At 69.5% G+C, this 23,944-nt stretch carries 27 protein-coding genes and 2 pseudogenes; 17 read left to right on the top strand and 12 right to left on the bottom strand.

From position 1 onward, the window contains the following. Nucleotides 1-18 precede the first annotated feature (18 nt). Nucleotides 19-501, top strand: coding sequence for an NUDIX domain-containing protein (locus tag OG385_RS15590; protein WP_266855265.1), 483 nt, complete (start codon nt 19-21; stop codon nt 499-501). 24 nt (nt 502-525) lie between these two features. Here OG385_RS15590 and OG385_RS15585 read toward each other — a convergent pair whose 3' ends face one another. Continuing rightward, complete coding sequence (locus tag OG385_RS15585; RefSeq protein WP_266855264.1) at nt 526-1,164, bottom strand: HAD family phosphatase; 639 nt, start codon at nt 1,162-1,164, stop codon at nt 526-528. Between the two features lie 76 nt (nt 1,165-1,240). Here OG385_RS15585 and OG385_RS15580 point away from each other — a divergent pair, with 76 nt between their 5' ends. Together OG385_RS15580 and OG385_RS15575 are read left to right on the top strand one after the other, a co-directional pair. Then, entirely contained in the window at nt 1,241-1,771 is a 531-nt protein-coding gene (locus OG385_RS15580; protein ID WP_266855263.1) for a DUF2269 domain-containing protein, read from the top strand. A 5-nt stretch (nt 1,772-1,776) separates the two neighbouring features. Continuing rightward, the gene (locus OG385_RS15575; protein WP_266855262.1) at nt 1,777-2,631 is read left to right on the top strand and encodes a GNAT family N-acetyltransferase; all 855 of its coding nucleotides are present in this window, start codon (nt 1,777-1,779) and stop codon (nt 2,629-2,631) included. Between the two features lie 237 nt (nt 2,632-2,868). Here OG385_RS15575 and OG385_RS15570 read toward each other — a convergent pair. Further along, nucleotides 2,869-4,011: pseudogene (locus OG385_RS15570) on the bottom strand (MFS transporter); the annotation flags it as partial. A 196-nt stretch (nt 4,012-4,207) separates the two neighbouring features. On the opposite strand from OG385_RS15570, the gene OG385_RS15565 reads away from it, so the two are divergent. From OG385_RS15565 to OG385_RS15555, 3 genes are all read left to right on the top strand, one after another. Beyond that, the gene (locus tag OG385_RS15565; protein ID WP_266855260.1) at nt 4,208-4,666 is read left to right on the top strand and encodes a MarR family winged helix-turn-helix transcriptional regulator; all 459 of its coding nucleotides are present in this window, start codon (nt 4,208-4,210) and stop codon (nt 4,664-4,666) included. A gap of 48 nt (nt 4,667-4,714) precedes the next feature. Then, nucleotides 4,715-5,167 (top strand): GNAT family N-acetyltransferase, encoded by a 453-nt coding sequence (locus tag OG385_RS15560; RefSeq protein WP_266855259.1) that lies wholly within the window; start codon nt 4,715-4,717, stop codon nt 5,165-5,167. A gap of 115 nt (nt 5,168-5,282) precedes the next feature. Continuing rightward, nucleotides 5,283-6,446 (top strand): winged helix DNA-binding domain-containing protein, encoded by a 1,164-nt coding sequence (locus tag OG385_RS15555; protein WP_266855258.1) that lies wholly within the window; start codon nt 5,283-5,285, stop codon nt 6,444-6,446. A gap of 54 nt (nt 6,447-6,500) precedes the next feature. Here OG385_RS15555 and OG385_RS15550 read toward each other — a convergent pair whose 3' ends face one another. After that, entirely contained in the window at nt 6,501-7,892 is a 1,392-nt protein-coding gene (locus OG385_RS15550) for a serine hydrolase (RefSeq protein WP_266855257.1), read from the bottom strand. Nucleotides 7,893-8,215: 323 nt separating this feature from the next. Here OG385_RS15550 and OG385_RS15545 point away from each other — a divergent pair, with 323 nt between their 5' ends. Continuing rightward, nucleotides 8,216-8,632 (top strand): hypothetical protein, encoded by a 417-nt coding sequence (locus tag OG385_RS15545; RefSeq protein WP_266855256.1) that lies wholly within the window; start codon nt 8,216-8,218, stop codon nt 8,630-8,632. Between the two features lie 84 nt (nt 8,633-8,716). Here the strand turns inward: OG385_RS15545 and OG385_RS15540 are convergent, their stop codons facing one another. Then, nucleotides 8,717-9,310 (bottom strand): winged helix-turn-helix domain-containing protein, encoded by a 594-nt coding sequence (locus tag OG385_RS15540; RefSeq protein WP_266855255.1) that lies wholly within the window; start codon nt 9,308-9,310, stop codon nt 8,717-8,719. A gap of 115 nt (nt 9,311-9,425) precedes the next feature. On the opposite strand from OG385_RS15540, the gene def reads away from it, so the two are divergent. Then, nucleotides 9,426-10,091 (top strand): peptide deformylase, encoded by a 666-nt coding sequence (gene def, locus OG385_RS15535; protein WP_266855254.1) that lies wholly within the window; start codon nt 9,426-9,428, stop codon nt 10,089-10,091. A gap of 225 nt (nt 10,092-10,316) precedes the next feature. Here def and OG385_RS15530 read toward each other — a convergent pair whose 3' ends face one another. Next, nucleotides 10,317-11,207 carry a LysR family transcriptional regulator gene (locus tag OG385_RS15530; RefSeq protein ID WP_266855253.1) on the bottom strand — a complete coding sequence of 297 codons (891 nt, stop codon included), beginning with the start codon at nt 11,205-11,207 and terminating at the stop codon, nt 10,317-10,319. A 116-nt stretch (nt 11,208-11,323) separates the two neighbouring features. Here OG385_RS15530 and OG385_RS15525 point away from each other — a divergent pair, with 116 nt between their 5' ends. Then, on the top strand, nt 11,324-12,382 hold the full coding sequence (locus OG385_RS15525) for an NADP-dependent oxidoreductase (protein WP_266855252.1): 1,059 nt from the start codon (nt 11,324-11,326) through the stop codon (nt 12,380-12,382). Between the two features lie 140 nt (nt 12,383-12,522). On the opposite strand, the gene OG385_RS15520 is transcribed toward OG385_RS15525, so the two are convergent. After that, nucleotides 12,523-13,362 carry an SDR family oxidoreductase gene (locus OG385_RS15520; RefSeq protein WP_266855251.1) on the bottom strand — a complete coding sequence of 280 codons (840 nt, stop codon included), beginning with the start codon at nt 13,360-13,362 and terminating at the stop codon, nt 12,523-12,525. Between the two features lie 92 nt (nt 13,363-13,454). Here OG385_RS15520 and OG385_RS15515 point away from each other — a divergent pair, with 92 nt between their 5' ends. Further along, nucleotides 13,455-13,838, top strand: coding sequence for a helix-turn-helix domain-containing protein (locus tag OG385_RS15515; RefSeq protein WP_266855250.1), 384 nt, complete (start codon nt 13,455-13,457; stop codon nt 13,836-13,838). A gap of 285 nt (nt 13,839-14,123) precedes the next feature. Next, the gene (locus OG385_RS15510) at nt 14,124-14,273 is read left to right on the top strand and encodes a hypothetical protein (RefSeq protein ID WP_266855249.1); all 150 of its coding nucleotides are present in this window, start codon (nt 14,124-14,126) and stop codon (nt 14,271-14,273) included. Here OG385_RS15510 and OG385_RS15505 read toward each other — a convergent pair. Then, nucleotides 14,262-14,537 carry a hypothetical protein gene (locus OG385_RS15505; protein WP_266855248.1) on the bottom strand — a complete coding sequence of 92 codons (276 nt, stop codon included), beginning with the start codon at nt 14,535-14,537 and terminating at the stop codon, nt 14,262-14,264. The genes OG385_RS15510 and OG385_RS15505 overlap by 12 nt on opposite strands. A gap of 40 nt (nt 14,538-14,577) precedes the next feature. On the opposite strand from OG385_RS15505, the pseudogene OG385_RS15500 reads away from it, so the two are divergent. Both OG385_RS15500 and OG385_RS15495 read left to right on the top strand, forming a co-directional pair. Then, a pseudogene (locus OG385_RS15500) lies at nt 14,578-14,873 on the top strand (winged helix-turn-helix transcriptional regulator); the annotation flags it as partial. 113 nt (nt 14,874-14,986) lie between these two features. Next, a complete protein-coding gene (locus tag OG385_RS15495) occupies nt 14,987-15,553 on the top strand; it encodes a dihydrofolate reductase family protein (RefSeq protein WP_266855247.1) in 567 nt (188 codons plus the stop codon). Nucleotides 15,554-15,586: 33 nt separating this feature from the next. Here OG385_RS15495 and dnaB read toward each other — a convergent pair whose 3' ends face one another. Continuing rightward, nucleotides 15,587-17,047: a replicative DNA helicase gene (dnaB, locus tag OG385_RS15490; RefSeq protein ID WP_266860891.1), complete on the bottom strand. Its 1,461-nt coding sequence runs from the start codon at nt 17,045-17,047 to the stop codon at nt 15,587-15,589. A 442-nt stretch (nt 17,048-17,489) separates the two neighbouring features. Here dnaB and OG385_RS15485 point away from each other — a divergent pair, with 442 nt between their 5' ends. Beyond that, the gene (locus OG385_RS15485) at nt 17,490-18,827 is read left to right on the top strand and encodes an MATE family efflux transporter (protein WP_266855246.1); all 1,338 of its coding nucleotides are present in this window, start codon (nt 17,490-17,492) and stop codon (nt 18,825-18,827) included. Nucleotides 18,828-18,965: 138 nt separating this feature from the next. Here OG385_RS15485 and rplI read toward each other — a convergent pair whose 3' ends face one another. The 4 genes from rplI to rpsF all read right to left on the bottom strand — a co-directional run bounded on the left by rplI (nt 18,966) and on the right by rpsF (nt 20,675). After that, on the bottom strand, nt 18,966-19,412 hold the full coding sequence (rplI, locus tag OG385_RS15480) for a 50S ribosomal protein L9 (protein WP_266855245.1): 447 nt from the start codon (nt 19,410-19,412) through the stop codon (nt 18,966-18,968). Nucleotides 19,413-19,430: 18 nt separating this feature from the next. After that, nucleotides 19,431-19,667 (bottom strand): 30S ribosomal protein S18, encoded by a 237-nt coding sequence (rpsR, locus tag OG385_RS15475; protein ID WP_003967857.1) that lies wholly within the window; start codon nt 19,665-19,667, stop codon nt 19,431-19,433. 42 nt (nt 19,668-19,709) lie between these two features. Then, nucleotides 19,710-20,312, bottom strand: coding sequence for a single-stranded DNA-binding protein (locus tag OG385_RS15470; RefSeq protein ID WP_266855244.1), 603 nt, complete (start codon nt 20,310-20,312; stop codon nt 19,710-19,712). A 72-nt stretch (nt 20,313-20,384) separates the two neighbouring features. After that, complete coding sequence (rpsF, locus tag OG385_RS15465; protein ID WP_164258274.1) at nt 20,385-20,675, bottom strand: 30S ribosomal protein S6; 291 nt, start codon at nt 20,673-20,675, stop codon at nt 20,385-20,387. 266 nt (nt 20,676-20,941) lie between these two features. On the opposite strand from rpsF, the gene OG385_RS15460 reads away from it, so the two are divergent. From OG385_RS15460 to OG385_RS15450, 3 genes are all read left to right on the top strand, one after another. Then, on the top strand, nt 20,942-21,277 hold the full coding sequence (locus tag OG385_RS15460; protein WP_266855243.1) for a hypothetical protein: 336 nt from the start codon (nt 20,942-20,944) through the stop codon (nt 21,275-21,277). Between the two features lie 120 nt (nt 21,278-21,397). Further along, nucleotides 21,398-22,516: a peptidoglycan bridge formation glycyltransferase FemA/FemB family protein gene (locus OG385_RS15455; RefSeq protein WP_266855242.1), complete on the top strand. Its 1,119-nt coding sequence runs from the start codon at nt 21,398-21,400 to the stop codon at nt 22,514-22,516. Nucleotides 22,517-22,736: 220 nt separating this feature from the next. After that, nucleotides 22,737-23,768, top strand: a complete 1,032-nt coding sequence (locus tag OG385_RS15450; protein ID WP_266855241.1) for an alanine racemase — start codon at nt 22,737-22,739, stop codon at nt 23,766-23,768. Nucleotides 23,769-23,944: the final 176 nt, after the last annotated feature.

Here is a 23,944-nt window from a genome sequence, read left to right as displayed (position 1 = left end):
ACGGGCCAATCTCCTTCCATGACCGAACGTCCAGTGGTCAAGCGCACCGCCCGCGCCGTGCTCCTCGACGGCGACGACATGATCCTCATCAAGCGGACCAAGCCCGGCGTGGAGCCGTACTGGGTCACACCCGGCGGCGGGGTGGAGGCCGAGGACTCCACCGTGGTCGAAGCGCTGCACCGGGAGGTCGACGAGGAACTCGGCGCCAAGATCACCGATGTGGTGCCCTGCTTCGTCGACACCGTCGAGCACATCCCGGAAGGCGGCGGGGTGGCGGGCGTGAAGGTGCAGCACTTCTTCGTCTGCCGGCTGGCGTCGATGGATCCCGCTCTGCGGCACGGGCCCGAGATGGAGGAACCCTGCGGCGAGTACGAAATCGTCAGGGTCCCCTTCAGCCGGGTCGGGATCGCGGTCGTCCATCTGGTTCCGCTGTCACTGCGGCACTATCTCGACGGCAACATCGAAGGGGTCCGGGCGCTCCAGGCCGCAGACCTTGGATGAGTCCGGCTGCTGGGGCCGGGTCGGTCAGTTCCCGTCGGTCCCGGCAACGAGCCCGTAGGCCTCGCGCAGATCGCCGCCCGCGTAGTGGTGCGTGGCGAGTCCGGCCAGATGGCTGTCCGCGTTCACCGCGACCGACCGGGCCACCGCTCCGAAGAGTTCCACGTCCGACATCGAGTCCCCATAGGCGATGCAGTCCGCTCGCCCGACGGCGAACTCCGTGCAGAGCCGGTCCGCGATCCGGACCTTCGCGGCTGCGCTGAGAATGCCCGAGGGGTCCACCGGCCGGCTGAACGGCACCTCCGGGAAGCGTGAGCCGTACGCCGCATGTGCGCCCCAGCCGAGCAGCCGCTCCACGAAGAACGAGGGCGAAAGTGAGATGACCGCGCAGTAGTCACCGCGCTCTCGGATGTCCCGCCAGACCTCCTGGATCCCTGCGAGCCACGGCGCGGCGTCGAAAGCGGCCGCCACGTGGTCCGCGGTGAGCCCGGACCAGAGGGCATGCACCTCCACCGCGTACTCCGGCGGGCCGATCCGCCCCGAGACCAGGTCCCGCTCCAGTACGCCGATCTCCTCCAGCAGCCCCAGCTGGCGGGATATCTCCACCGGTGCGGCCGAGCCACGGATGAGGGTTCCGTCAAGGTCGAAGAGATGCAAGCGCGCCATGTACGCCGAGGCTAGTACAGCCGCTTACTCCCCCTGTCCGACGCCCTGGCCCCGGATACGCGGCACCGTGTTTCACGTGAAACCTCTGACCCGCTCCGTACGCCGGGGTGTCCTCGTGGTCCATGTCGCCGTCTCGGTGGGCTGGTTGGGCCTGACCATCGGGCTGCTCGCGCTCGGGGTCACCGCGTACATCTGCGCCGACGCACCCATGACGGAGGCCGCGTACCGGTCGATGAAGGTCTTCGGCGACTGGGTGGTCATCCCGATCGGCCTGCTCACTCTGATCAGCGGAGTGGTGCTCTCCCTCGGCACTCACTGGGGTCTGGCCCGCTACCGCTGGGTGTGGATCAAGTTCTGGCTGACCCTCGTCACCCTGACCGCCTCCGCCCTGGCGCTCCGCCCGCAGATCAACGGGGCTGCCGCAGCCGGGCATCCCGATCTGAGTCTGGTCGCCGCCCCCACTGTCGCCTCCACGGCGTACTTCTTCATGACAGCCATCTCAGTACTGAAACCGTGGGGCCTGACCGCACGCGGCCGGGCGTACCGGAACAAGCGGCAAACATCCCGGAAACCGGTGGACGGCGTACGCACCCATCAGCGAGCCTGACCACCATGCCCTCACCCCTCGACGAGCTGCCCATCCGCCGCCTGACCATCGGTGACCTCACCTCCTGCGCCGATCTCTCGGAGAACCGCGGCTGGCCGCGCGACGATCACAAGTGGGGGCTGCTGCTCGCAGCCGGGACGGGGTACGGAATCGACGCCCCCGGAGGCAAGGGGCTGGCGACCGCGTGTGTCGTCACCGCGTACGGATCGGGGCTGGCCGCCATCGGCATGCTCCTGGTCGCCGACGAGTACGCGCGGCAGGGTGCCGGGGCGCGGATGATGCGCCATGTCATCGCCGAGTACGACGGCACGCCGCTGACTCTGCACGCCACCGAACTCGGCCGGCCGCTCTACGAGAAGCTCGGCTTCCGTGCCGTGGGCCGGGCCGAGATGGTCCGCGGCCGCTTCCGCCCCCGGGGCCCGGCACCCGCGGTGGCCACCCGTCCGGCCACGGCCGGTGATCTGCCCGCGATGCTGCGCATCGACCACGAGGTGTTCGGCGAGGACCGCACCCACATGATCACGCGGTTGCCCGCCTTCGCCGACCAACTGCGCGTCGTGGAGGACACCGATGGCATCACCGGTTATGCGGCAGCCTGGCCCAGCACGGACAGCCAGGTGGTCGGACCGCTGATCGCCCGAGACACCGCGTCCGCGCAAGCCCTGATCGCCTCACTCGCGGCGGGCACCGACCGCCCGCTGCGCGCCGACATCGACGTACGCCATGCGGAACTCCTGGACTGGGCCAAGGCCGGCGGGATGGAGTCGGCGAGCTTCAACACCGTGATGACGCGGGAGATCCCGGACCTGCCGGGCGACTGGACCCGCCGCTTCACGCCCCTGACGGTCGCGGCGGGCTGACCGCCGGCAGCGTTTGCGCCGGGCGGATCGGGGCGCCGTTCAGCGGATCGCAGGCACTTCCGGGGCCCGCCCGGCCCGCGGTGCCTCTGCGGCTGACGACGTCGGTTCGGCTGACGGCGTCGATTCAGCCTGCGGCACCGGTTCGGCCTGCGGCGTCGGTTCGGCTGACGGCGTCGGTTCGGCTGACGGCGTCCCCGTCACGATCCGGCCCACCGGCCCGGCCGGGCCCGTCGACCCGCTCCGCCGCTCCAGCGCGCTGGAGACCAGAGCGAGGACCAGCGCGGACGCGGCAAGGACAGCTCCCACCCAGTTGGGGGCGGTGTAGCCGAGCCCCGCGGCGATGACGATCCCGCCGAGCCACGCGGAGAGCGCGTTACCGAGGTTGAAGGCTCCGATGTTGACGGCGGAGGCCAGCGTCGGCGCCCCCGACGCATGGTCGAGCACCCTCTTCTGCAGCGGCGGAACGGTCGCGAACCCGAGCCCGCCGATCAGGAAGATCGTGACCGCCGCGGCGATCCGGTCGTGCGCGGTGAGCGTGAACAGCGCCAGAACCAGGGCCAGCCCGCCCAGCGACACGTACAGCATCGGCATCAGCGCGCGGTCGGCGAAGCGGCCGCCGATCAGGTTGCCGCTGACCATACCGAGGCCGAAGAGCACCAGTAGCCAGGTGACACCGGCCTCGGAGAATCCGGCGACGGAGGTCATCATCGGCGAGATGTAGGTGATCGCGGCGAAAACCCCGCCGAAGCCGAGAACCGTCATCGCCATCGCGAGCAGTACCTGCACATTGCGGAAGGCGGCGACCTCATGCCGCAGCCGGACACCCGTAGGCCTGGGTTGCTCCGGTACGAGCTTGGCGACGCCCAGCAGTCCGACGATGCCGAGCCCGGCGACGAGCAGGAACGTCAGCCGCCAGCCGATGTCCTGGCCGATGAGAGTGCCCAGCGGCACACCGATGACATTGGCCAGGGTCAGCCCGGTGAACATCATCGCGATGGCGCCCGCCTTCTTCTGCGGTGCCACCAGACCTGCGGCCACGACCGAGCCGATGCCGAAGAACGCGCCGTGTGCGAACGAGGCGACGATCCGCCCGGCGAGCATCACGCCGAACACCGGGGCGGTCGCGGAGACCACATTGCCGATGATGAACAGCCCCATCAGCAGCATCAGCATCTTCTTGCGAGGCACGCGGGTGCCGAGGACGGTCATGAGCGGGGCTCCGGCGACCACCCCCAGCGCGTAACCGGTGACCAGGAACCCGGCCGTGGGGATCGAGACCTGGAAGGAGTCCGCGACCTGCGGCAGCAGCCCCATGATCACGAACTCGGTTGTTCCGATGCCGAACGCCCCAATGGCCAGGGCGAGGAGCGCGAGTGGCATGAGGTTTCACCTTCCGGGACGAAGCAAGAGATGTCCCTCTGCTTGCATGAGTCATTTGCTTGCATGAGCGCCTTACATACAGAGACAATAATTGCGCACGCTGATTAATTGCAAGCGCGGACTATCTCGGATCGTGCCCTATCCTGGTGCCTGGTTCAGCAGCAGACGGCGGTGCGGACGACGGAGGAGACCACTCATGGCAGCGACCGACCCCGCGCTCACCGCTCTCTCCCAGGGCTGGTGCGCGCTCTCCCTGCTGCACGGCCGCATCGAGGCCCAGGTGGAAAAGGCCCTCCAGCGGGGCCACGGGCTCAGCGTGCGCGAGTACTCACTCCTCGACACCCTCAGCCGTCAGCACGACGGCCCCGGTGGCCATCTCCAGATGAAGCAGGTCGCCGACGCCGTGGTCCTCAGCCAGAGCGCCACCACCCGCCTCGTCACCCGCCAGGAGGACCGCGGACTGCTCACGCGCTACCTCTGCGACACCGACCGCCGCGGCATCTACACCGATGTCACCGAAGCCGGTCTCGCGCTCCTGGAGGAGGCCCGTCCCACCAACGCCGCCGCACTGCGCGAGGCTCTCGACGAAGCCGCTACCGACCCGGAGCTGGCCCCGCTCGTGCGCGCGGTCGAAGAACTCAACCAGCCGGCCTGATCCGGCCGGGCGCTCTGCCGCCACCCGGGCCCGCGTACTCTGCGCACCATGAGCGACCTGGAGATCCGCCCCGCGCACGAGACCGACATCCCCGCCATCGTGGCGATGCTGGCCGACGACCCGCTCGGCGCCCGGCGTGAGTCGCCGGACGACCTCGATCCGTACACCGCGGCGCACCGGCGGATCGCCGCCGACCCGCAGCAGCACCTGGTCGTCGCGGTGCGCGAGGACCGGGTCGTCGGCACCCTCCAGCTCACCGTCGTCCCAGGGCTCTCCCGGCGGGGCAGCACCCGCTCCATCATCGAGGGTGTACGCATCCACAGCGACGAGCGCGGCAGCGGTCTCGGCACCCGGCTCATCGAGTGGGCCGTCGACACATCCCGCAGCCAGGGCTGCCAGTTGGTCCAGCTGACATCGGACGCCACCCGGACCGATGCCCACCGCTTCTACGAGAGGCTCGGTTTCACCGCGAGCCACCTCGGCTTCAAGCTCCAGCTCTGACCCGGCAGCGCCGGACGGACACGACAGCAGCAGAAGACCGGCACCGCGAGAGAAGCCAGTACCCAGCGGGAGACAGCACCCAGCGGGAGACCCACGGAACGGGAAGGCCCCGGCCATGCACCGGATCAGCAACGAGCAGCGCCGTATCCGCCTCGGCCGGCGCCACCGCCTCGCGCCCTCCGTCCGGGCCGCCGACCCCGTCGAGGCGTCCGACGCCGTCGTCGCCCTCCACGCCACCGACGCGGCGACCCTCAGTCTCTCCGTCTGCGCACGGCTGGCCGAGGCGAGCACCGCCGCCGTCGAACACGCCCTGTACGACGACGTCTCCCTGGTCCGGCTGCTCTCCCTGCGCAACACGCTCTTCGCGATGTCGCGGGAGGTGGCCCCCTGCGTCGACGCGTCCACCGCCCGCGCCATCGCGGTCAAGGAGCGCAGGACGTTCCTCAAACACCTCGCGGAGGACGGCGGCGGCCTGGACGAACGCTGGCTGGCCGAGACCGAGGCCGCCACCCTGGCCACGCTCGCCGAACGCGGTGCCTGCACCGGCAGCGAACTCTCCGCCGCAGTTCCCGCTCTCCGTACGAAGATCACGGTCTTCCCGGGAAAGAAGTGGGAGGCCGTCCAGGGCGTCGCCACCCGGGTCATCCGGCTGCTGGCCGCCGACGGCCGCATCCGCCGCGACCGGCCGCGCGGCTCCTGGACGTCGAGCCAGTTCCGCTGGACTGCCGGGACGTCCTGGCCCGCCCTGCCGGTCCCCGAGGCCAAGGCCGAGCTGGCCCGCCGCTGGCTGCTCTCCTACGGTCCCGCGACCGAGGCCGACCTCAAGTGGTGGACGGGGTGGACCCTGACGGACACCCGCAGGGCACTCACGGCGGTCGGCGCGGAGGAGGTGTGCATGGACGACGGGGCACGCGGATTCGTCGCGCCGGGCGACACCGCTCCCGAGCCGCCCACCGAACCGTGGGCGGCCCTGCTCCCCTCCCTCGACCCCAGCGCCATGGGCTGGGCCGACCGCACCTTCCACCTCGACGCCGGCCACCGCCCGGCGCTCTTCGACCGCGCGGGCAATATCGGCCCGACCGTCTGGTGGAACGGACGGATCGTCGGCGGCTGGGCACAGCGCGCGGACGGCGAGGTGGTGTGGCGCCTGCTGACAGATCCGGGGCGGGCCGCCGCCGAGGCGGTCGGGGCGGAGGCCGCGCGGCTCGCGGAGTGGGTGGGGGACGCGCGGATCACACCACGGTTCCGGACCCCGCTGGAGCGGGAACTGTCGGGCTGAGGAAGCGGAAGGCCGGCGGTCCGTGCGGTCCTCCGTACGCCGGCCCCTCGCCCGCTACGGCAGCCCGCGCCAGCCGCCCTCGTCCACGCCTCCCGGCACCGGCGCCCCCGGGTCGTACGGCTGCCGGGTGAAGACGAACGAGCCCAGATCCAGATGGCTCACCTCGCCGGCCTGCCGTACGACCCGCAGTGTCTCCCCCGCGAAGTAGCCGTCGAGCCCGGTCCAACTGCCGTCCCGTTCCGCGCGGAACCGGGAACTCCGCCCGCCGCCGGACAGCGGACCGAACTCCATCCCGCCGTCCGCCGTAAGACGCAGACCACTCACCGACGTCCCCCAGTACCAGGGGCCCGCCAGTTCGAGCAGCCCGGGATCGACCTCCGGCAGCGGGCGCCAGGGCTTCGGAATGGCGGGTTCCGCGTCCGCCACGATCCGGATCAGATCGGCGGCCACCCGCGGCCCGACCCCCGACGTGCTGTTCGAGAGCGCCACCGCGGCCACCCCGTCCGCCACGCTCACCCACAGTCCGGCCACGAACCCCGGCAGCGATCCGGTGTGCCCCGCCAGCGTCCGGCCGTCGCGCTGTGCGAGCTGGATGCCGAGGCCGTACCCGCCGTCCCACTCACCCGCTTCCGGCGCGGCCGCGGGCGCGCGCATCTCCCGTACGGTCTCCGCGCCGAGCACCCGGTCGTCGCCCTCCGCCAGGAAGGCGGCGAAGCGGCACAGATCGGCGGCCGTCGACCAGAGTTGTCCCGCGGGTGCCATCAGCCCCAGGTCCTCGGCGGGCTCCGGCAGCAGCGCGTCCGCCCACGGATGAACCGCCCACGCACCGGCATACGGTGCCTGCGGCTGGGCGCTCGTACGGTCCATTCCCAGCGGTACGCAGATCTCGCGCTGCACCACGTCCGCCCACGCGGCCCCGCGCAGCGCCTCCACCACCGCGCCGAGCAGGGCGTATCCGGGGTTGGAGTAGTGGTGGCGCCGCCCGGCCGGATGCAGCTGCGGCCGCTCACCGAGCAGATCCGGAAGACCGGGACGCAGCGCGGCCGACGACCGCTCCCACCATGCGCCGGGAGTCTCCGCCGCCAGACCCGCGGTGTGGCTGAGCAGTTGAGCGATCGTCACCTCGCCGACCCCGGTGCCCGGAACGTACTTCTCCAGCGGGTCCGCCAGATCGAGCAGGCCCTCGTCCCGCAGGCGCAGCACCGCAACCGCGGTGAAGGGCTTGGTGATCGAGCCGATCCGGTACTGCGTGTTCGCGTCCGGCGCATGGCCGTCGACGCAGCTGCGCGCCCCGGACCACACCATCCGCCTGTCCCGCATCACCGCCGCAACCAGCGACGGCACTCGGCCGTCGGACTGCGCGACGGCGATGCGGTGCAGCAGCGCCCGCCTGGTGGCGGGGAGGAGTTCCGCGAACGAATCCGGCACGGGGTCTGAAGAAGTCATGGCCCGAGACCTACCAGACGGACCCCGGCCCGTCGATGGGATTCCGGGAGCGGGCCACTGCTCCGAGGGGCGAGCGGGTCCGAGGGGCGGGCAGGTCCGAGGGGGCGGGCGGGCAGCACAGGGAGCAGAGTGAGAAGGGAGGGGACGTGGGCGGGGAGGGGCGAAGGCGGGGGAGGGCGAGTGGGAGTGAGCCTGTTACAGGACGGTGACACAGAGCCAACAACGCATCCGGGCAACCCGTCGTCTTTTCATGTGAGACCGACACCAACAGTATTTGTCTCACCTTTGTGTGAAATCAGAGATCCTCACCGAAAGGGACACTCATGATCGTCACCAAGCGCCGCTCCCTGCGTCTCGCCGCCGTCAGCACGCTCGCCGCCGCGACCGTTGCGCTGGCAGGTACCGCCGCGATGGCCGATGCCCCGACCGCGCCCAGCACCCCCGTCGCGCAGACGGTCGTCGCCGCCAAGGCCTCCATCACGGCGAAGTCGTCGGTGAGCACGGTGAAGGCCTGGCAGCTCTTCCGGGTCACCGGCACCACGACCGGCCTCAAGGCGGGCACCAAGGTGACCCTGCAGCAGAAGCAGGGCAGCAAGTGGGTCACGCTCCCCGCCTCCGCGCCCGTGAACCACAACGGCTCCTACTCGCTGGGCGTCAAGCTCGGCATCAAGGGCAAGAACCAGCTGCGCATCGTCAGCGGAAGCACGGCCTCCCCGGTCTTCAACGTGACCGTGCGCTGATCAGCGAGCCTCCCCTCCTGCAGTGCCCCGGTGCCCCATGGGCTCCGGGGCACTGTCGCGTCCGCAGGCCGCATCGGTTCCACATCAGTCCTGGTCTCCTTCGCCCGCCGGGTGGGGGAGCAGGGGGAACAGCCGGGTGATGAGGGCCACCGGCAGCGCGCCGTCGGGCCGGGCCAGGGGCCGCTGCTCGCGGTCCCGGTAGGGCGCGAGCGCCTGCCGGATCGCGTCCGCCACCCGGGTCATCTCCTCGGGCGTCAGGTAGGCGACGGCACTGAAGGCATCGTCGTGGCGCCAGGCGGGCGGCGCCTCGTCCCGCTGGGTCAGCCATCGCTGCCAGCTCTCGTCCTCCAGCCCCCGGGCCAGGTCGGTGAACTGCTCGTCCGCGGACCCGCCGGCCTCGGAAGCGGGCTGCCTCAGACGCCAGGGACGTACACGGCCCCCGCTGTGCGGGGCCTCCTCGATGTATCCGTGGCGAGCGAGCTGCCGCAGATGGAACGAGCAGAGACCCGAGCTGTACCCGAGCCGGGCGGCCGCTTCGGTGGCCGTGACGGCGCCGACTTCGGCGAGCAGGGCCAGCAGGGCGGTGCGGACCTCGTGCGGCCGCAGCCCTGCCGGCCCCGCGCTGTGCGGAGAGCCGTGCGGAGAGCTGCGTGGAGAGTGGAGGTCATCTTCAGTCACTTTGCAAAGTCTGCTAGTTTGCAAAGCACTTGGCAAGCGGCCTCCGGTGCGTCCGTGGCCTCTGTGGCCTCTGTGGCGTACGCAGATGGGCAGAACGGCAGAAGGGGAGTCAGCGATGTCAGTCCGTCACGAGCGGTCCCACCTCGTCGACCGGCGGGTCCGTGTGCAAGGCCGCCCGGTCGACTCGTATCCGGCTCTGCCGGGGGAGGCGGAACGGGGTTCGGTGCGCCGGATCACGGTGGTGGGCGAAGAGATCCTGAGCCGCCCGTGCCGCGACGTGACCCGGTTCGGCTCCCCCGGGCTCTCGCGCCTGATCGACGACATGTTCCTGACGATGTACGTGGCCGACGGCGCCGGTCTCGCCGCGAACCAGGTGGGTGTCGATCTGCGGTTGTTCGTGTACGACTGCCCGGACGACCACGGGGTCCGGCATGTCGGCCACATCGTCAACCCGGTTCTGGACCTGCCCGATCCGGGCAGCCGCCGGCTCGTCGACGACTTCGAGGGCTGTCTGTCCGTGCCCGGCGCCGCCATGGCCGTACCCCGTACCGACCGCACCGTCGCCCGCGGGCAGGACAAGGACGGAAACCCCCTCGTCATCGAGGGAACGGGGTACTTCGCGCGGTGCCTGCAGCACGAGACCGACCACCTCCTCGGCCACACGTATGTCGACCGGCTCTCCAGCCGGGACCGCAAGGACGCCCTGCGGCAGATGGCGGACGGAAGCGAAGACGTCTTCGCCCGCCGCGCGCTCAAGGCCGCCGGCCTGGGCTGCCGTTGACACAGCCCGGCTACCCCGCCGTGGCCACTCCACGAGGGGGGGCCGGACAACGCCCCGTGGACCCAGGTCAGTTGAGGCGCGGGTCGAGGTTCAGGAGTTCGTCGTTCGTGCGGTAGCGCGGGCCTGCCGGCTCGATGACGCTGTCTCTGAGCAGCACCGGACCGGCGCCGAGATCGTCCAGCTGTCTTGGTCCGGCCCCACGCGGTTCCGTACGCGCCCGCCGAATCACCGCAGGTGCTTGTCGATCAGGCGCTGGAAAGCACGGGCCGCCGCGCTCGGGGTCCGGTCCCTGGGCGTGGCCAGGGATATGGGCCAGTCGAGGTCCGCCCCGGTGACAGGCAGCGGGACGAGGTCCTCGTCGGGCTCTGCGGTGCCCCGGGGCAGCAGAGCGACGCCCAAGCCGTGACGGATGTAGTCCGCCCCGGCCGCAATGGCGGTGATCTCGATGGTGACGTGGCGCTGAAGCCCGGCCGTGGTGAACGCGCGATCCGTGACAGCGCGGTTGCCGTAACCGGCCGGGAAGTCGATGAACGCCTCACCGGCCAGTTCCCCCAGTGCCACCCGGCTCCGGTCGGCAAGCCGGTGGCCCCGGGGAACGACGAGGTCCAACGGCGTCGTGGTGATGTCTTTCCACTGCACGCCGACCGGCGGCGGACCGGGAACCGAGACGAACGCGAGGTCGAGCCTCCCCTCCGTGAGCGCCTCGACGAGCCCGGGCGAACCGCCGCACGACGCCGCAGTGGCCAGGCGCACGGAGACAGCGGGGTGCTCGTGGTGGAAGCGGCCGAGCAGCGCGGGGAGATCGATCAGCCCGAGTGAACTCATCGTTCCTATGCGCAGTGTTCCCCGGACGCCACCGTTGACGTCGTCGACCGCGTCACGCGCGTCACGCGCGGCGTCGAGGGCCGCCCGGGCCTTCGGCAGCAGCACGTGCCCGGCGTCCGAGAGTTCGACGCGTCTGGAGGTGCGCTCCAGCAGTCTGACGTGCAACTCCCGCTCCAGGGAGGCGATCGTCGCCGACACAGCCGACTGCACGACATGCAACCGGGCCGCGGCGCGGGTGAAACTCGACTCCTCCGCCACGGCGACAAAGCACTCCAGCTGACGCAACTCCATCCCCCAAGCATCTCGTTGGACGATGGCTGCGAGCAAAACCATTCGTTGGACATGATCGACCGGAGGGGCGGAGCGTGGATGGCACACGAAGCGCGCTTTCCCGGGAGACGACCGCCATGACCGCTGCACCCTCCGACAGCCGCCACGCTCCCCGCGACCACCATGGTCCGCGCACCCACCGCGAGGTCCGGCTGGCCGCCCGTCCCGGGCCGGGAACACCGCTGACGGAGGATCTCTTCGAGCTCGCCGAGGTGCGGACTCCGTCTCCCGAGCCCGGCCGACTCCTCGTCCGCACCAAGGTGATGAGCGTGGCCGCCGTCATGCGGACGCTCATGGACGAGGCCACGGACGTACCGATGCGCCCCTTCGCACTCGGTGATCCGCTGTACGGTCCGGCGATCGGCGAGGTCGTGGCCGCTCCCGGCACCGGCTTCACCCCCGGTGACCTCGTCCGGCACGATCTTGGCTGGCGCGAGTTCGCCGTGCTGGACCCCTCCGACGCCCAGCGCGTCGACCCCGGCCTGCTGCCTGACCCGGCCGCCTACCTGTCACAAGGGCCCACGGCCTGGATGGCCGTCACCCGGGGAGCCGAGGTGCGCCCAGGGGACACTGTCTTCGTGACCGGTGCGGGGGGCGGCGTGGGCTCCCTCGCAGGGCAGGCGGCCCGACTCCGCGGGGCCCGGCGGGTCATCGGCAGCGTCGGCTCGCAACGGAAGGCGGACATCCTCCGCGAGGAACTCGGCTACGACACCGTCGTGCTCCGCGGCGCGGGACCGATCGAGGAGCAGCTGCGCACCGCGGCTCCGGAAGGCGTCGACGCGGTGATCGACACCGTCGGCGGCGAACAGCTGCGGGCGTCCATCGCCGTCGCCAACCGAGGCGCACGCATCGCCCTCGTCGGCGCGCTGGGCGCCCAGCTCACGGGCTCCGGCGCCCCGACGACAGCCATCGACACCTTCTCCCTGCTGACCCGGGGCATCACCCTGCGCGGCACCGTCCTCCACGCGGACCACCTCGACCTGATCCCCGAGTGGCACCACCGGTTCGGCGCCGGACTGCGCAACGGCACGCTGACCTTCCCGAACTCCAGGCTGCACGGCCTCGACAACGCCCCACGGGCCCTGCGCGAACTGGTCGAGGGCCGCCACGTGGGCGCGGTCCTGGTGGAGCTCTGACGCCTTGGCGCCCTGGCTTCCCCCTTGGCGCGCCGCCAAGCCGACCTGCCGCGCGGGGACATCGGGCCCCGACCTGTTCCGTGCGCCTCGGATCGGCAACGGGCGCCACTCGACCGACGCACGCCTCCCGCCCGCGGGTTCTAGCGAAAAGCAGCGATGTTCCGGGCGACCCAGTCGTTGAAGGGGCTCGGGGCGCGGCCGAGTACGCGCTCCACGTCCGGGCTGATCCGCAGTTCGGCCGGGTTCGGGGCGGCGATGATGTCCAGGGTGTCGTCGGCGAGCTCCGGCGGCACGAACCGGGTCATCGCGGCCTTGGCCTCCTCGCGGGTGAGTTCATGGAACCGCACCGGCGAGCCGAGCGCGGCGGCGATGGCCTCCGCCTGCTGACGCGGCGTGATCACCTCGGGCCCGGTCAGCTCGAAGACTCCCCCGGTGTGCCGGTCGTCCAGCAGGCCGGCCGCCGCGACCTCGGCGATGTCCACCGGGTCGACGACCGGAACCCCGACGTCGCCGAAGGGTGCGGCGACCGTCCCTTGTGTGCGGACGGACTCCGCCCAGGCCAAAGCGTTGGAGGCGAAGCCGCCCGGTCGCAGGACGGCCCAGTCCAGGCCGGACTCTCTCAACGCGTCCTCCACCGCGCGCACCGCGATCCGCGACGGGCCGAGCGACCTGGTCGCCACGCCCTGCGAAGACAGCAGGACGACCCGGCGGACCCCACTGGCCGCGGCCAGGTCGATGATGTCGGTCGGCCTGGCTTCGGGCGCGTGCAGGTCGCCGGAGAGCAGGAAGAACAGCGCCTTCGCCCCGTCCAACGCGGGGGTGAGGCTTGCCGGCTCGGCCAGGTCGGCCGCCACATGCCGGACTCCGTACGGCATCGCCGCCGCGTGCCGTGACACCGCCGTCACCTGCTCGCCCGCCTCGGCCAGGGTCTGCGTCAAAGGCCGGCCCACATTTCCGGTAGCTCCGGTCACCACGATCATGTTCAGCTCCTAGTCCGTTGTGCACTGCGGCTGTTGACGCTAGGAGGCAAACTTATTTTTCGTAAGTACATACCTAAGGGTAAGCTCCGAACATGAAGGAAGGCGCGCAGGTGACGCAGACCGATGAGGGCGCTCGGTATGACGTGTTTCACACCGACTGCCCTGCGCGGGACGTGGTCGACCACGTGACCAGCAGGTGGGGCATCTGGGTGCTGATCTCCTTGCGGAGCAACGACCTCCGGTTTTTCGAGCTGCGCGACAGCATCCGGGGCATCAGCGAGAAGATGCTCGCTCAGACACTGCGCGCACTGGTCCAGGACGGGCTGGTCCGGCGGGAGGTCGAGCCGACGACTCCGCCCCAAGTCACCTACGGGCTGACCGAGTTCGGTCAGGACCTCGGTGAGCCACTGACCGACTTGTTCGACCGGATCACACAGCGGCTTGCGCCCGGCGGAACGTCCGCCACGAGGCGCTGAGCGCAACAACTCAAGCGAAGCAGCCGGCCGCCCCAGGCCCCCAGCAGCTCCACCATCTCGACGACGAACACCGGACGAACACTGACCGTGGCGGCGGAAGGGTTCATTCGTACCCCCAGCACGGACCGGTGACAGCAAGGCCGCGCCACCGGGACGCTGCCGCCCTGCCGCGCTGCCGGGATCACCCACCAGGTGGTGAGGAGGTTCTCGGAGAGGGGCCACAGGCGCTCGGCGCTGTCGGGGTCGAGGGCGTGCGTAGCGGGCGACGCCGTGGGCCACCTGGGTGTGGGTGGCAACCCAGACGTCGCCGGACTCACGGATGTGGTCGAGGATCTGGCCGGCCATGCCCGCGAGGAGCGGTCGGCCCCCGACGTGGGCGTGGACGGTCAGGCGGAAGACGCCTGGGCAGGGGGCCGCGAGCAGCTAGTCCTGTAACTCACGGTGCAGGTCGCGGTAGGCGTACGGGCCGGCCGCAGCGTCGCGGACGTCGGAGTAGTCGCTGTGCATGAGGGAGACCAGAAGGCCGTGAGCGGTGGACAGGAGCTGAGGGAGGTCGTGGTCGCTGTGGTCGCCGGTCCAGCGGTAGCCGGCCTCGGCGAGGACGTCGAGCAGCCGCCAGATACCGGTGGTGACGCCGTAGTCCGTCCAGGAGGTGCTGTGCGTGTCGTCGATGCCGGGCAGCGGCCACGCCGCGGCCATCGGCGCGTAGGCGGGCCAGTGCCCTGGTGACCACAGCTCCAGGCACGGCGAGCTGGTCGACCTGATCGGCGGAATCTCGCGGAATCTCGCGGAATCTCGCGGAAAATGCTGACCCGGACGCTGCGGCCGTTGCAGGGATACGGCCTGGTCGACCGCTACGCCGAGGCCGGGAAGGTCGAGTACGTGCTGACAGACCTGGGCCGAACGCTGGTGAAGCCGATCGCCGCGCTGACTGGATGGGCTCACGGGCACGGCGCGGCCGTGGTGGAATTCCAAGAGTCCAAAACGGACCAAGTCGACTCGGCCTCCCCCTCACGTCCCGCCACCGCCGTTTGAGCGCAGACCTGCTTGGCGTGGGATGCGGGCGACAGTCGGTGACGAATGACTGGCTGATCGGCGCGGGGACGGACCGGAATCACCGCCGGAACCCACGGACGGAAGGCTGCGCCATGCGGAAACTGATCTACGGCATGAACCTGACCCTGGACGGCTACATCGCCGCGGCCGGCGACGACATCGGCTGGAGCGGACCGCCGAGCCAGGAGCTGTTCCAGTGGTGGCTCGACCACGAGCAGGCGAGTGGCCTGTCGCTGTACGGGCGCAAGCTATGGGAGACGATGAGCTCCTACTGGCCGACCGGCGACCAGCAGCCCAACGCCACCCCGGCGGAGATCGAGTTCGCGCGGAACTGGCGGGACACGCCGAAGGTGGTGTTCTCCTCGACGATCGACAAGGTCGACTGGAACACCCGACTGGTCACCGGCGACGCGATCGCCGAGATCACCCGGCTCAAGGCCGAGGACGGCGGCCCCATGAACATCGGCGGCGCAACGCTTGCCGGGGCGGCCATGCGCGCCGGGCTGATCGACGAGTACGTGATCGCCGCCCATCCGGTCCTGGTGGGCGGCGGCACGCCGTTCTTCATCGCGCTGGACAGCTGGGTGAACCTGAACCAGGTGGAGACGCGGACGATTCCCGGCGGCGTGGTCCTGACCAGGTACGAGACGAGGCGCTGAGCAGCTTCCCGCTGTCTCACGGCTTGGGCGGGATCAGGTCTGCGCCATGTCCACGAACCGCGAGTAGTGGCCCTGGAACGCGACGGTGATCGTCGCCGTCGGACCGTTACGGTGCTTGGCCACGATCAGGTCGGCCTCGCCGGCACGCGGGGACTCCTTCTCGTACGCGTCCTCTCGGTGGAGCAGGATCACCATGTCCGCGTCCTGCTCGATCGAGCCCGATTCACGCAGGTCGGACACCATCGGCTTCTTGTCCGTACGCTGCTCGGGGCCACGGTTCAGCTGCGAGAGCGCGATAACCGGGACTTCGAGCTCCTTCGCCAGCAGCTTGAGGTTTCGCGACATGTCCGAGACCTCCTGCTGGCGACTCTCGGGGCGTCGGGAACCACCGGACTGCATCAGCTGCAGATAGTCGATCACGACCAGCTTCAGGTCCTGTCGCTGCTTGAGCCGCCGGCACTTCGCCCGGATCTCCATCATCGACAGGTTCGGGGAGTCGTCGATGAAGAGCGGCGCGGCGGTGACATCCGGCATCCGCCGTGCCAGCCGCGTCCAGTCCTCATCGGTCATGGAGCCCGACCGCATGTGGTGCAGCGCCACCCGCGCTTCCGCCGACAGCAAACGCATCGCGATCTCGTTGCGGCCCATTTCGAGCGAGAAAATCACGCTCGGCAGCGCGGCCTTGATGGAACAGGCCCGTGCGAAGTCCAGCGCCAGCGTCGACTTACCCATGGCCGGACGGGCCGCGATAACGATCATCTGTCCCGGGTGCAGCCCGTTCGTCAGCGCGTCCAGGTCCGTGAAGCCGGTCGGCACCCCGGACATCTGGCCGCTGCGCGAGCCGATCGCCTCGATCTCGTCGAGGGCGCCCTCCATGATGTCGCCCAGCGGCAGATAGTCCTCCGAGGTGCGCTGCTCGGTGACGGCGTAGATCTCGGCCTGGGCCGAGTTGACGATCTCGTCGACGTCGCCGTCGGCCGCGTATCCCATCTGCGTGATCTTCGTGCCGGCCTCGACGAGCCTGCGCAGCACCGCCCGCTCATGGACGATCTCGGCGTAGTACTCGGCGTTGGCGGCTGTCGGGACCGACTGGACGAGTGTGTGCAGGTAGGGCGCCCCACCGACCTTCTTGATCTCACCGCGCTTGACCAGTTCGGCGGCGACCGTGATCGGGTCGGCCGGCTCGCCCTTCGCGTAGAGGTCGAGGATGGCCTGGTAGACGGTCTCGTGTGCGGGGCGGTAGAAGTCCTGGCCCTTGATGACCTCGACAACGTCGGCGATGGCGTCCTTGGAAAGCAGCATGCCGCCCAGGACGGACTGCTCCGCATCGATGTCCTGCGGGGGTACGCGCTCGAACGCAGGCGATCCACCCTCCCAGGAACCGCTCTCCCGGCCCCGGTCGTGCTGTTCCCGGCCCCCGGCACCGTCACCGCGGCGCTGGCGGGAGACGGGCAGACGGTCACCCGGACTGCTCTCGGTCCAGGGGTCGTCCAAGGGCTCGGGAATGCTCACCGGGCCACCTCCTCCCGTCCGCTCCGCGGACCTAGCCGTGCGACTCTTTCTTACGGCACGGCACCGACAAACAAGGGGCCCGACTCCGCGAACGGCGCGTCGGGCGCCGGTCCACGGTAGGCCCGCAGACACCGTCAGCCAATCTTGTTATCCACAGGCCCTGTGGGTGACGGACCGCAGCCTGTGGGTAACTCGCCAAAACCTGTGCACGGGTCGGGGGACAGTGCTGTGGACAAACTCATAGCGCCACCCCAACCACCCACCTGACCTGCACGTTCGCCATCCACTGGCTGTGGGGGAGAAAAACTTTTCCGACTGGACCAAGATCACGACAAACAGCGCACAGCCCAAGCCGGAATGACGTGGCCCGTAAGGGTCTCAGACCTATTGCATCTCTTACCTGTGGAAGATTAGATTGTCCCGCATGACACAGGCCTCCCTGGCACCGAACCCCAGCCGCCGACGACACGACCGGGAGATCATCGCGCTCGCCGTGCCCGCCTTCGGGGCCCTGGTCGCCGAGCCGCTCTTCGTCATGGCCGACAGCGCCATCGTCGGCCATCTCGGAACCCGTCAGCTGGCGGGGCTGGGGGTTGCGGCAGCCCTGCTGAGCACAGCCGTGAGCATCTTCGTCTTCCTCGCGTACGCCACGACGGCCGCTGTGGCACGGCGGGTGGGCGCGGGAGATCTACAGGCCGCCATCCGCCAGGGCATGGACGGGATCTGGCTCGCCCTGCTGCTCGGCGCTCTCGTCATCGCTGTCGTCCTTCCCACCGCCCCCTGGCTGGTCGGCCTCTTCGGAGCCTCGGCGGACGCCTCCCCGTACGCGGTCACCTATCTGCGGATCTCCAGCATCGGCATCCCCGCGATGCTGGTGGTGCTGGCGGCCACCGGGGTACTGCGTGGACTCCAGGACACCAGGACTCCGCTGTACGTCGCGATCGGAGGCTTCGCAGCCAACGCCGCACTCAACGTGACGCTCGTCTACGCAGCCGGACTCGGCATCGCCGGATCCGCCTGGGGCACGGTGATCGCCCAGTTCGGGATGGTCGCCGTCTATCTGGTGGTGGTCGTACGAGGGGCAAGGAAGCACGGCGCCTCCCTGCTCCCGGACGCCGCCGGGGTACGGGCCTGTGCCCAAGCCGGGGTCCCCCTGCTGATCCGTACGCTCTCGCTGCGGGCCGTTCTGATGACAGCGACCGCCGTGGCGGCCCATCTGGGCGACACCGATGTGGCCGCACACCAGATCGTGCTCTCCCTCTGGAGCCTGCTGGCGTTCGCCCTGGACGCCATTGCCATCGCTGGTCAGGCAATCATCGGCCGCTACCTGGGGGCAGGCGACGCCGAAGGTGCGAAGGAGGCCTGCCGCCGCATGGTGCAGTGGGGCATCGCCTCAGGAGTGGTACTCGGCGCGCTGGTCGTGGTGACCCGCCCACTGTTCGTCCCGCTGTTCACCGGCGACCAGGCGGTACGGGATGTACTGCTGCCGGCCCTGCTGGTCGTGGCGGTCGCCCAGCCGATCTGCGGCATCGTCTTCGTCCTGGACGGTGTGCTGATGGGCGCGGGCGACGGCCGATATCTGGCCTGGGCCATGGTCGTCACCCTGGCCGTCTTCACCCCCGTGGCCCTGCTGGTGCCGAGACTGGGCGGCGGACTGACCGCGCTGTGGTGGGCGATGGCCCTGATGATGGCGGTCCGGACGGTGACTCTCTGGCTCCGGGCCCGCTCCGGCCGCTGGATCGTAACGGGCGCCACCCGCTGACCCGGCCAAACCCAACGGCAGGCCTTGCGCAACAGAGCGGCCGCCGGGGGTTTCGGCCGCCGGGGGTTTCACGTGAAACGGCGAAAGGGCCGCCTCCCGAAGGAGACGGCCCTTTCCATGCTCTGCCGAGCGCAGCAGTTACGCGGCGACGACCTCGATGCCGAGCTGTGCGGCAACGTCGGCGTGCAGACGCACGGACACCTGGTGGGCACCCAGGGTCTTGATCGGCGCACCGAGCTCGACGCGACGCTTGTCGACCACGGGGCCACCGGCAGCCTTGATCGCCGAGGCGATGTCGGCCGGGGTGACGGAACCGAAGAGGCGACCGGCGTCGCCGGAGCGAACGGCCAGACGGACCTTCACGCCCTCGAGCTTGGCCTTGACCTCATTGGCCTGCTCGATGGTCGCGATCTCGTGGATCTTGCGGGCGCGGCGAATCTGCGCCACGTCCTGCTCGCCACCCTTGGTCCAGCGGATCGCGAAACCACGCGGGACCAGGTAGTTGCGGGCGTAGCCGTCCTTGACGTCAACGACGTCGCCGGCGGAACCGAGGCCAGCGACCTCGTGGGTGAGGATGATCTTCATTTTTCGGTCACCCTTCCCTTATCGCGCAGTGGACGTGTAGGGCAGCAGCGCCATCTCACGGCTGTTCTTGACAGCCGTGGCGACGTCACGCTGGTGCTGCGTGCAGTTGCCGGTAACGCGGCGGGCACGGATCTTGCCACGGTCGGAAATGAACTTCCGCAGCATGTTCGTGTCCTTGTAGTCCACGTACTGGGTCTTGTCCTTGCAGAAAGCGCAGACCTTCTTCTTAGGCTTGCGCACAGGCGGCTTCGCCATGGTGTTTCTCCTGTGTGATCAAGAAGTGGGGTACGGGCTGCCCTAGAAGGGCGGCTCGTCCGAGTAGCCACCGCCGGAGCCGGAACCGCCGGAGCTTCCGCCCCAGCTGCCCCCGCCCTGCTGCTGGCCACCGCCGGCCGGCGCGTTGGAGGCCCACGGGTCGTCGGCGGGTGCACCGCCACCGCCCTGCTGGCCTCCGCTGGGGGCTCCGCCCCAGTTGCCGCCGCCCTGCTGCTGGCCACCGCCGCCGTAACCACCCTGGCCGCCCTGACCGCCTCGACCGGTGGTCTTGGTGACCTTGGCCGTGGCCGTCTTGAGGCTGGGGCCGACTTCCTCGACGTCCAGCTCGTAGACCGTGCGCTTGACGCCCTCACGGTCCTCGTAGGACCGCTGCTTCAGCCGGCCCTGCACGACGACGCGCATGCCTCGCTGAAGCGATTCCGCGACGTTCTCCGCCGCCTGACGCCAGACCGAGCAGGTGAGGAAAAGGCCTTCGCCGTCCTTCCACTCATTGGTCTGCTTGTCGAAGATGCGGGGGGTGGACGCGACACGGAACTTCGCGACCGCCGCACCGGACGGGGTGAAGCGCAGCTCGGGGTCGTCGACGAGATTGCCGACGACCGTGATGACGGTCTCGCCTGCCATGGGTGAACCTCTCGGCGGGTATTGCTTGGCTGCTTGGTGCTACTCGGACCCGATGACTGCTGAGCTAGATGCTCAGTGGGTCTCGGGGCGGAGGACCTTGGTCCGGAGGACCGACTCGTTCAGGTTCATCTGCCGGTCGAGCTCCTTGACGACCGCAGGCTCGGCCTGCAGGTCGATGACCGAGTAGATGCCCTCGGGCTTCTTCTTGATCTCGTAAGCGAGACGACGACGGCCCCAGGTGTCGACCTTCTCAACCTTTCCTTCGCCCTCACGGACGACGGAGAGGAAAGTCTCGATCAGCGGGGAGACAGCGCGCTCCTCGAGTTCGGGGTCGAGGATGACCATCACTTCGTAGTGACGCATGTGGAACCCACCTCCTTTGGACTCAGCGGCCACGGTCGTTCCGTGGCAGGAGGGTCGTGATGCGTACGCAACGGTATCGACAGCCACTGACAATCCACTTTCGCGGAGAAAGGGATTGTTCACTGGACTGGGCAGACACCGGTGCAGACCGTACAGACTACCTGCACACCCGCTTCCGGTTGAAATCCGGCGGTCACAGGGCAGACTCTCTAGGTGTGGGATGTGAGCGGCGTTACAGTACGCCGCCTGATGCCAGGAGGTGCCTGATGTCTCAGGCAGCGCGACACAACCCTTCTACGCGACACAACGCCGTCACCTCTCTCTTCGCCTCGGACGGCAAGCCGCACCCGCTGGAAGACAGCCTGGGCGTGGTGGCACTCGTACTCGGTGTGCTGGCGCTCGTCGCGGCCGGGTTCAACAATCTGCATCTGCTGAGCTCCTGGGCAGGGCTGGTGGGGATCCTGGTCGGCGCCTACGGGATGTTCATCTCGATCACGACGCGTGAGCGGTTCATCGTGATCCTCGGGATCGGCGCCTCTGCGGTGGGCTTCTACATCGGCATGGCGCACGGCGGCCTCTTCGGTGGGGTGCTGGGCGGCTGAGGGCCGCCGCGCTACTTGTCCGATACGGCCAGTCGGGGCGCTCCACGGCAGCAGTAGGCTTCGGCGGGAGAGCCGACGCCCCTGTACCCATGGGGACACGCCTGCCGAGGAGCGCCCCGCATGAGCCTGACCCTGAGGACCATCAGCCGCGAGCAGCATCTGGCGTACATCCAGAGCCTGCCGGCGGCGAGTCACTGCCAGGTCCCCGCATGGGCGGAAGTGAAGACGGAGTGGCGCTCGGAGAGCCTCGGCTGGTTCGACAAGGACGGCCAGATGGTCGGAGCGGGCCTGGTGCTCTACCGGCAGCTCCCCAAGATCAAGCGTTATCTGGCCTACCTCCCGGAGGGGCCGGTCCTCAACTGGTACGCCCCGAATCTCAACGAGTGGCTCCAGCCGATGCTGGCCCATCTCAAGGAGCAGGGCGCGTTCTCGGTGAAGATGGGGCCGCCGGTGGTCATCCGCCGGTGGAACGCGGCGGCGATCAAGTCGGGTATCCAGGACCCGGACGTCAAGCGGCTGCGCGACGTCGAGGCCACACATATCGAGCCTCGCGCGTTCGAGGTGTCCGACCGGCTGCGGAAGATGGGCTGGCAGCAGGGTGAGGACGGCGGCGCCGGCTTCGGTGACGTGCAGCCCCGCTACGTTTTCCAGGTCCCGCTGGCCAACCGCTCGCTCGACGACGTCCTCAAGGGCTTCAACCAGCTGTGGCGGCGCAACATCAAGAAGGCCGAGAAGGCCGGCGTCGAGGTCGTCCAGGGCTCCTACGAGGACCTGGCGGAGTGGCAGCGGCTGTACGAGATCACCGCTGAGCGCGATCACTTCCGGCCGCGCCCGCTCTCGTACTTCCAGCGCATGTGGTCGGTCCTCAACACCGAGGACCCGAACCGGATGCGGCTGTACTTCGCCCGCCACGACGGTGAGAACGTCGCCGCGGCCACCATGCTGATCGTCGGCGGACATGTCTGGTACTCCTATGGCGCCTCCGCCAACCACAAGCGGGAAGTACGGCCGTCGAACGCCATGCAGTGGCGGATGCTGCGGGACGCCTACGCCATGGGCGCCACCGTCTACGACCTGCGAGGCATCTCCGACTCGCTGGACGAGACAGACCACCTCTTCGGTCTGATCCAGTTCAAGGTGGGCACCGGCGGCGAGGCCGTGGAGTACATCGGTGAGTGGGACTTCCCGCTCAACAAGCTGCTGCACAAGGCGCTCGACATCTATATGTCGCGCCGTTAAGGGTGATGATGGTTCCGTCATCCCGTTCGGCGCCGTACCGTCCGGGGGCATTCCGTCCGGTGGGATCGCGGGGCTTCGTACAGACCCGTTGTCCGGCAAGTCGGTCCCGTTAAATCCGTGAGATCCGTTAGCCCCGTTAGATCCGCTCGTTCCGCTCGTTCCGCTCGTTCCGTTCATACCTCTGATACACCGCAGCTCCGAGAAAGGTTCCGGTCCGGCCATGGCGCTGACCCTCTATGTCGACACCGCGCGCTGGCGGGCGCACCAGAAGTCCGTGCTCGACCAGTTCCCGGGGATCGTTCCGGTCTGCAAGGGCAACGGCTACGGCTTCGGCCACGGCCGGCTCGCGGACGAGGTGACGCGCTTCGGTTCCGAGATCATCGCGGTCGGCACCACGTATGAAGCCGCCCGGATGAAGGACTCCTTCGGCGGTGATCTGCTCGTCCTCACACCGTTCCGCCGCGGCGAGGAACCCGTACCCCTGCCGGACCGGGTGATCCGCTCCGTCTCATCGGTCGACGGCGTACACGCCCTGGTGGGCGCCCGTGTGGTCATCGAGTGCATGAGCTCGATGAAGCGCCACGGCGTCTCCGAGGCGGACCTCGGCCGGCTCCACGCGGCCATAGACGATGTACGCCTGGAAGGGTTCGCACTCCACCTCCCGCTGGACCGCATGGACGGTTCCGACGCGGTCGAGGAAGTCATCGCCTGGATGGACAGGCTGCGCAACGCGCGGCTGCCTCTCCACACCATGTTCGTGAGCCATCTGAAGGCGGAGGAACTGGCGCGGCTGCAGCAGCAGTTCCCGCAGACCCGCTTCCGCGCCAGGATCGGTACGCGGCTGTGGCTGGGCGACCACGAGGCGACGCAGTATCGCGGCTCCGTCCTGGACGTCACCCAGGTCGTGAAGGGTGACCGTTTCGGCTATCGGCAGCAGAAGACCGCTTCGGACGGCTGGCTGGTCGTGGTCGCCGGCGGTACGTCGCACGGGGTGGGCCTGGAAGCGCCGAAGGCGCTGCACGGGATGATGCCGCGGGCGAAGGGCGTCGCGCGTGCGGGCCTGGCCACGGTGAACCGGAACCTGTCGCCGTTCGTGTGGGCGGGCAAGCAGCGCTGGTTCGCGGAGCCGCCACACATGCAGGTGTCGATCCTTTTCGTCCCCTCCGACGCACAGGAACCGAGGGTGGGAGACGAGCTGGTGGCCCATCTGCGGCACACGACGACACAGTTCGACCGTCTCGTCGATCACTGACCCACTCGGTCCGGACCAGAAACGGCCCAGCAACGGCCCGGCGACGGAGCAGCAACGGACGGGCAACCGACCAGCACCACTCCACCTCCGGGCCGCAGCAGCAGGCCTGGCGGAGCAGCACGGCAGTACAGCGGAGGGCGGGTACCGGCACACCGGTACCCGCCCTCCGCTGTACG

Source organism: Streptomyces sp. NBC_01306 (genome assembly GCF_026340465.1).
GTDB lineage: Bacteria > Actinomycetota > Actinomycetes > Streptomycetales > Streptomycetaceae > Streptomyces.
Note: the sequence above shows the minus strand (reverse complement) of the source record. Positions and strands in the feature narration are given on the sequence as shown.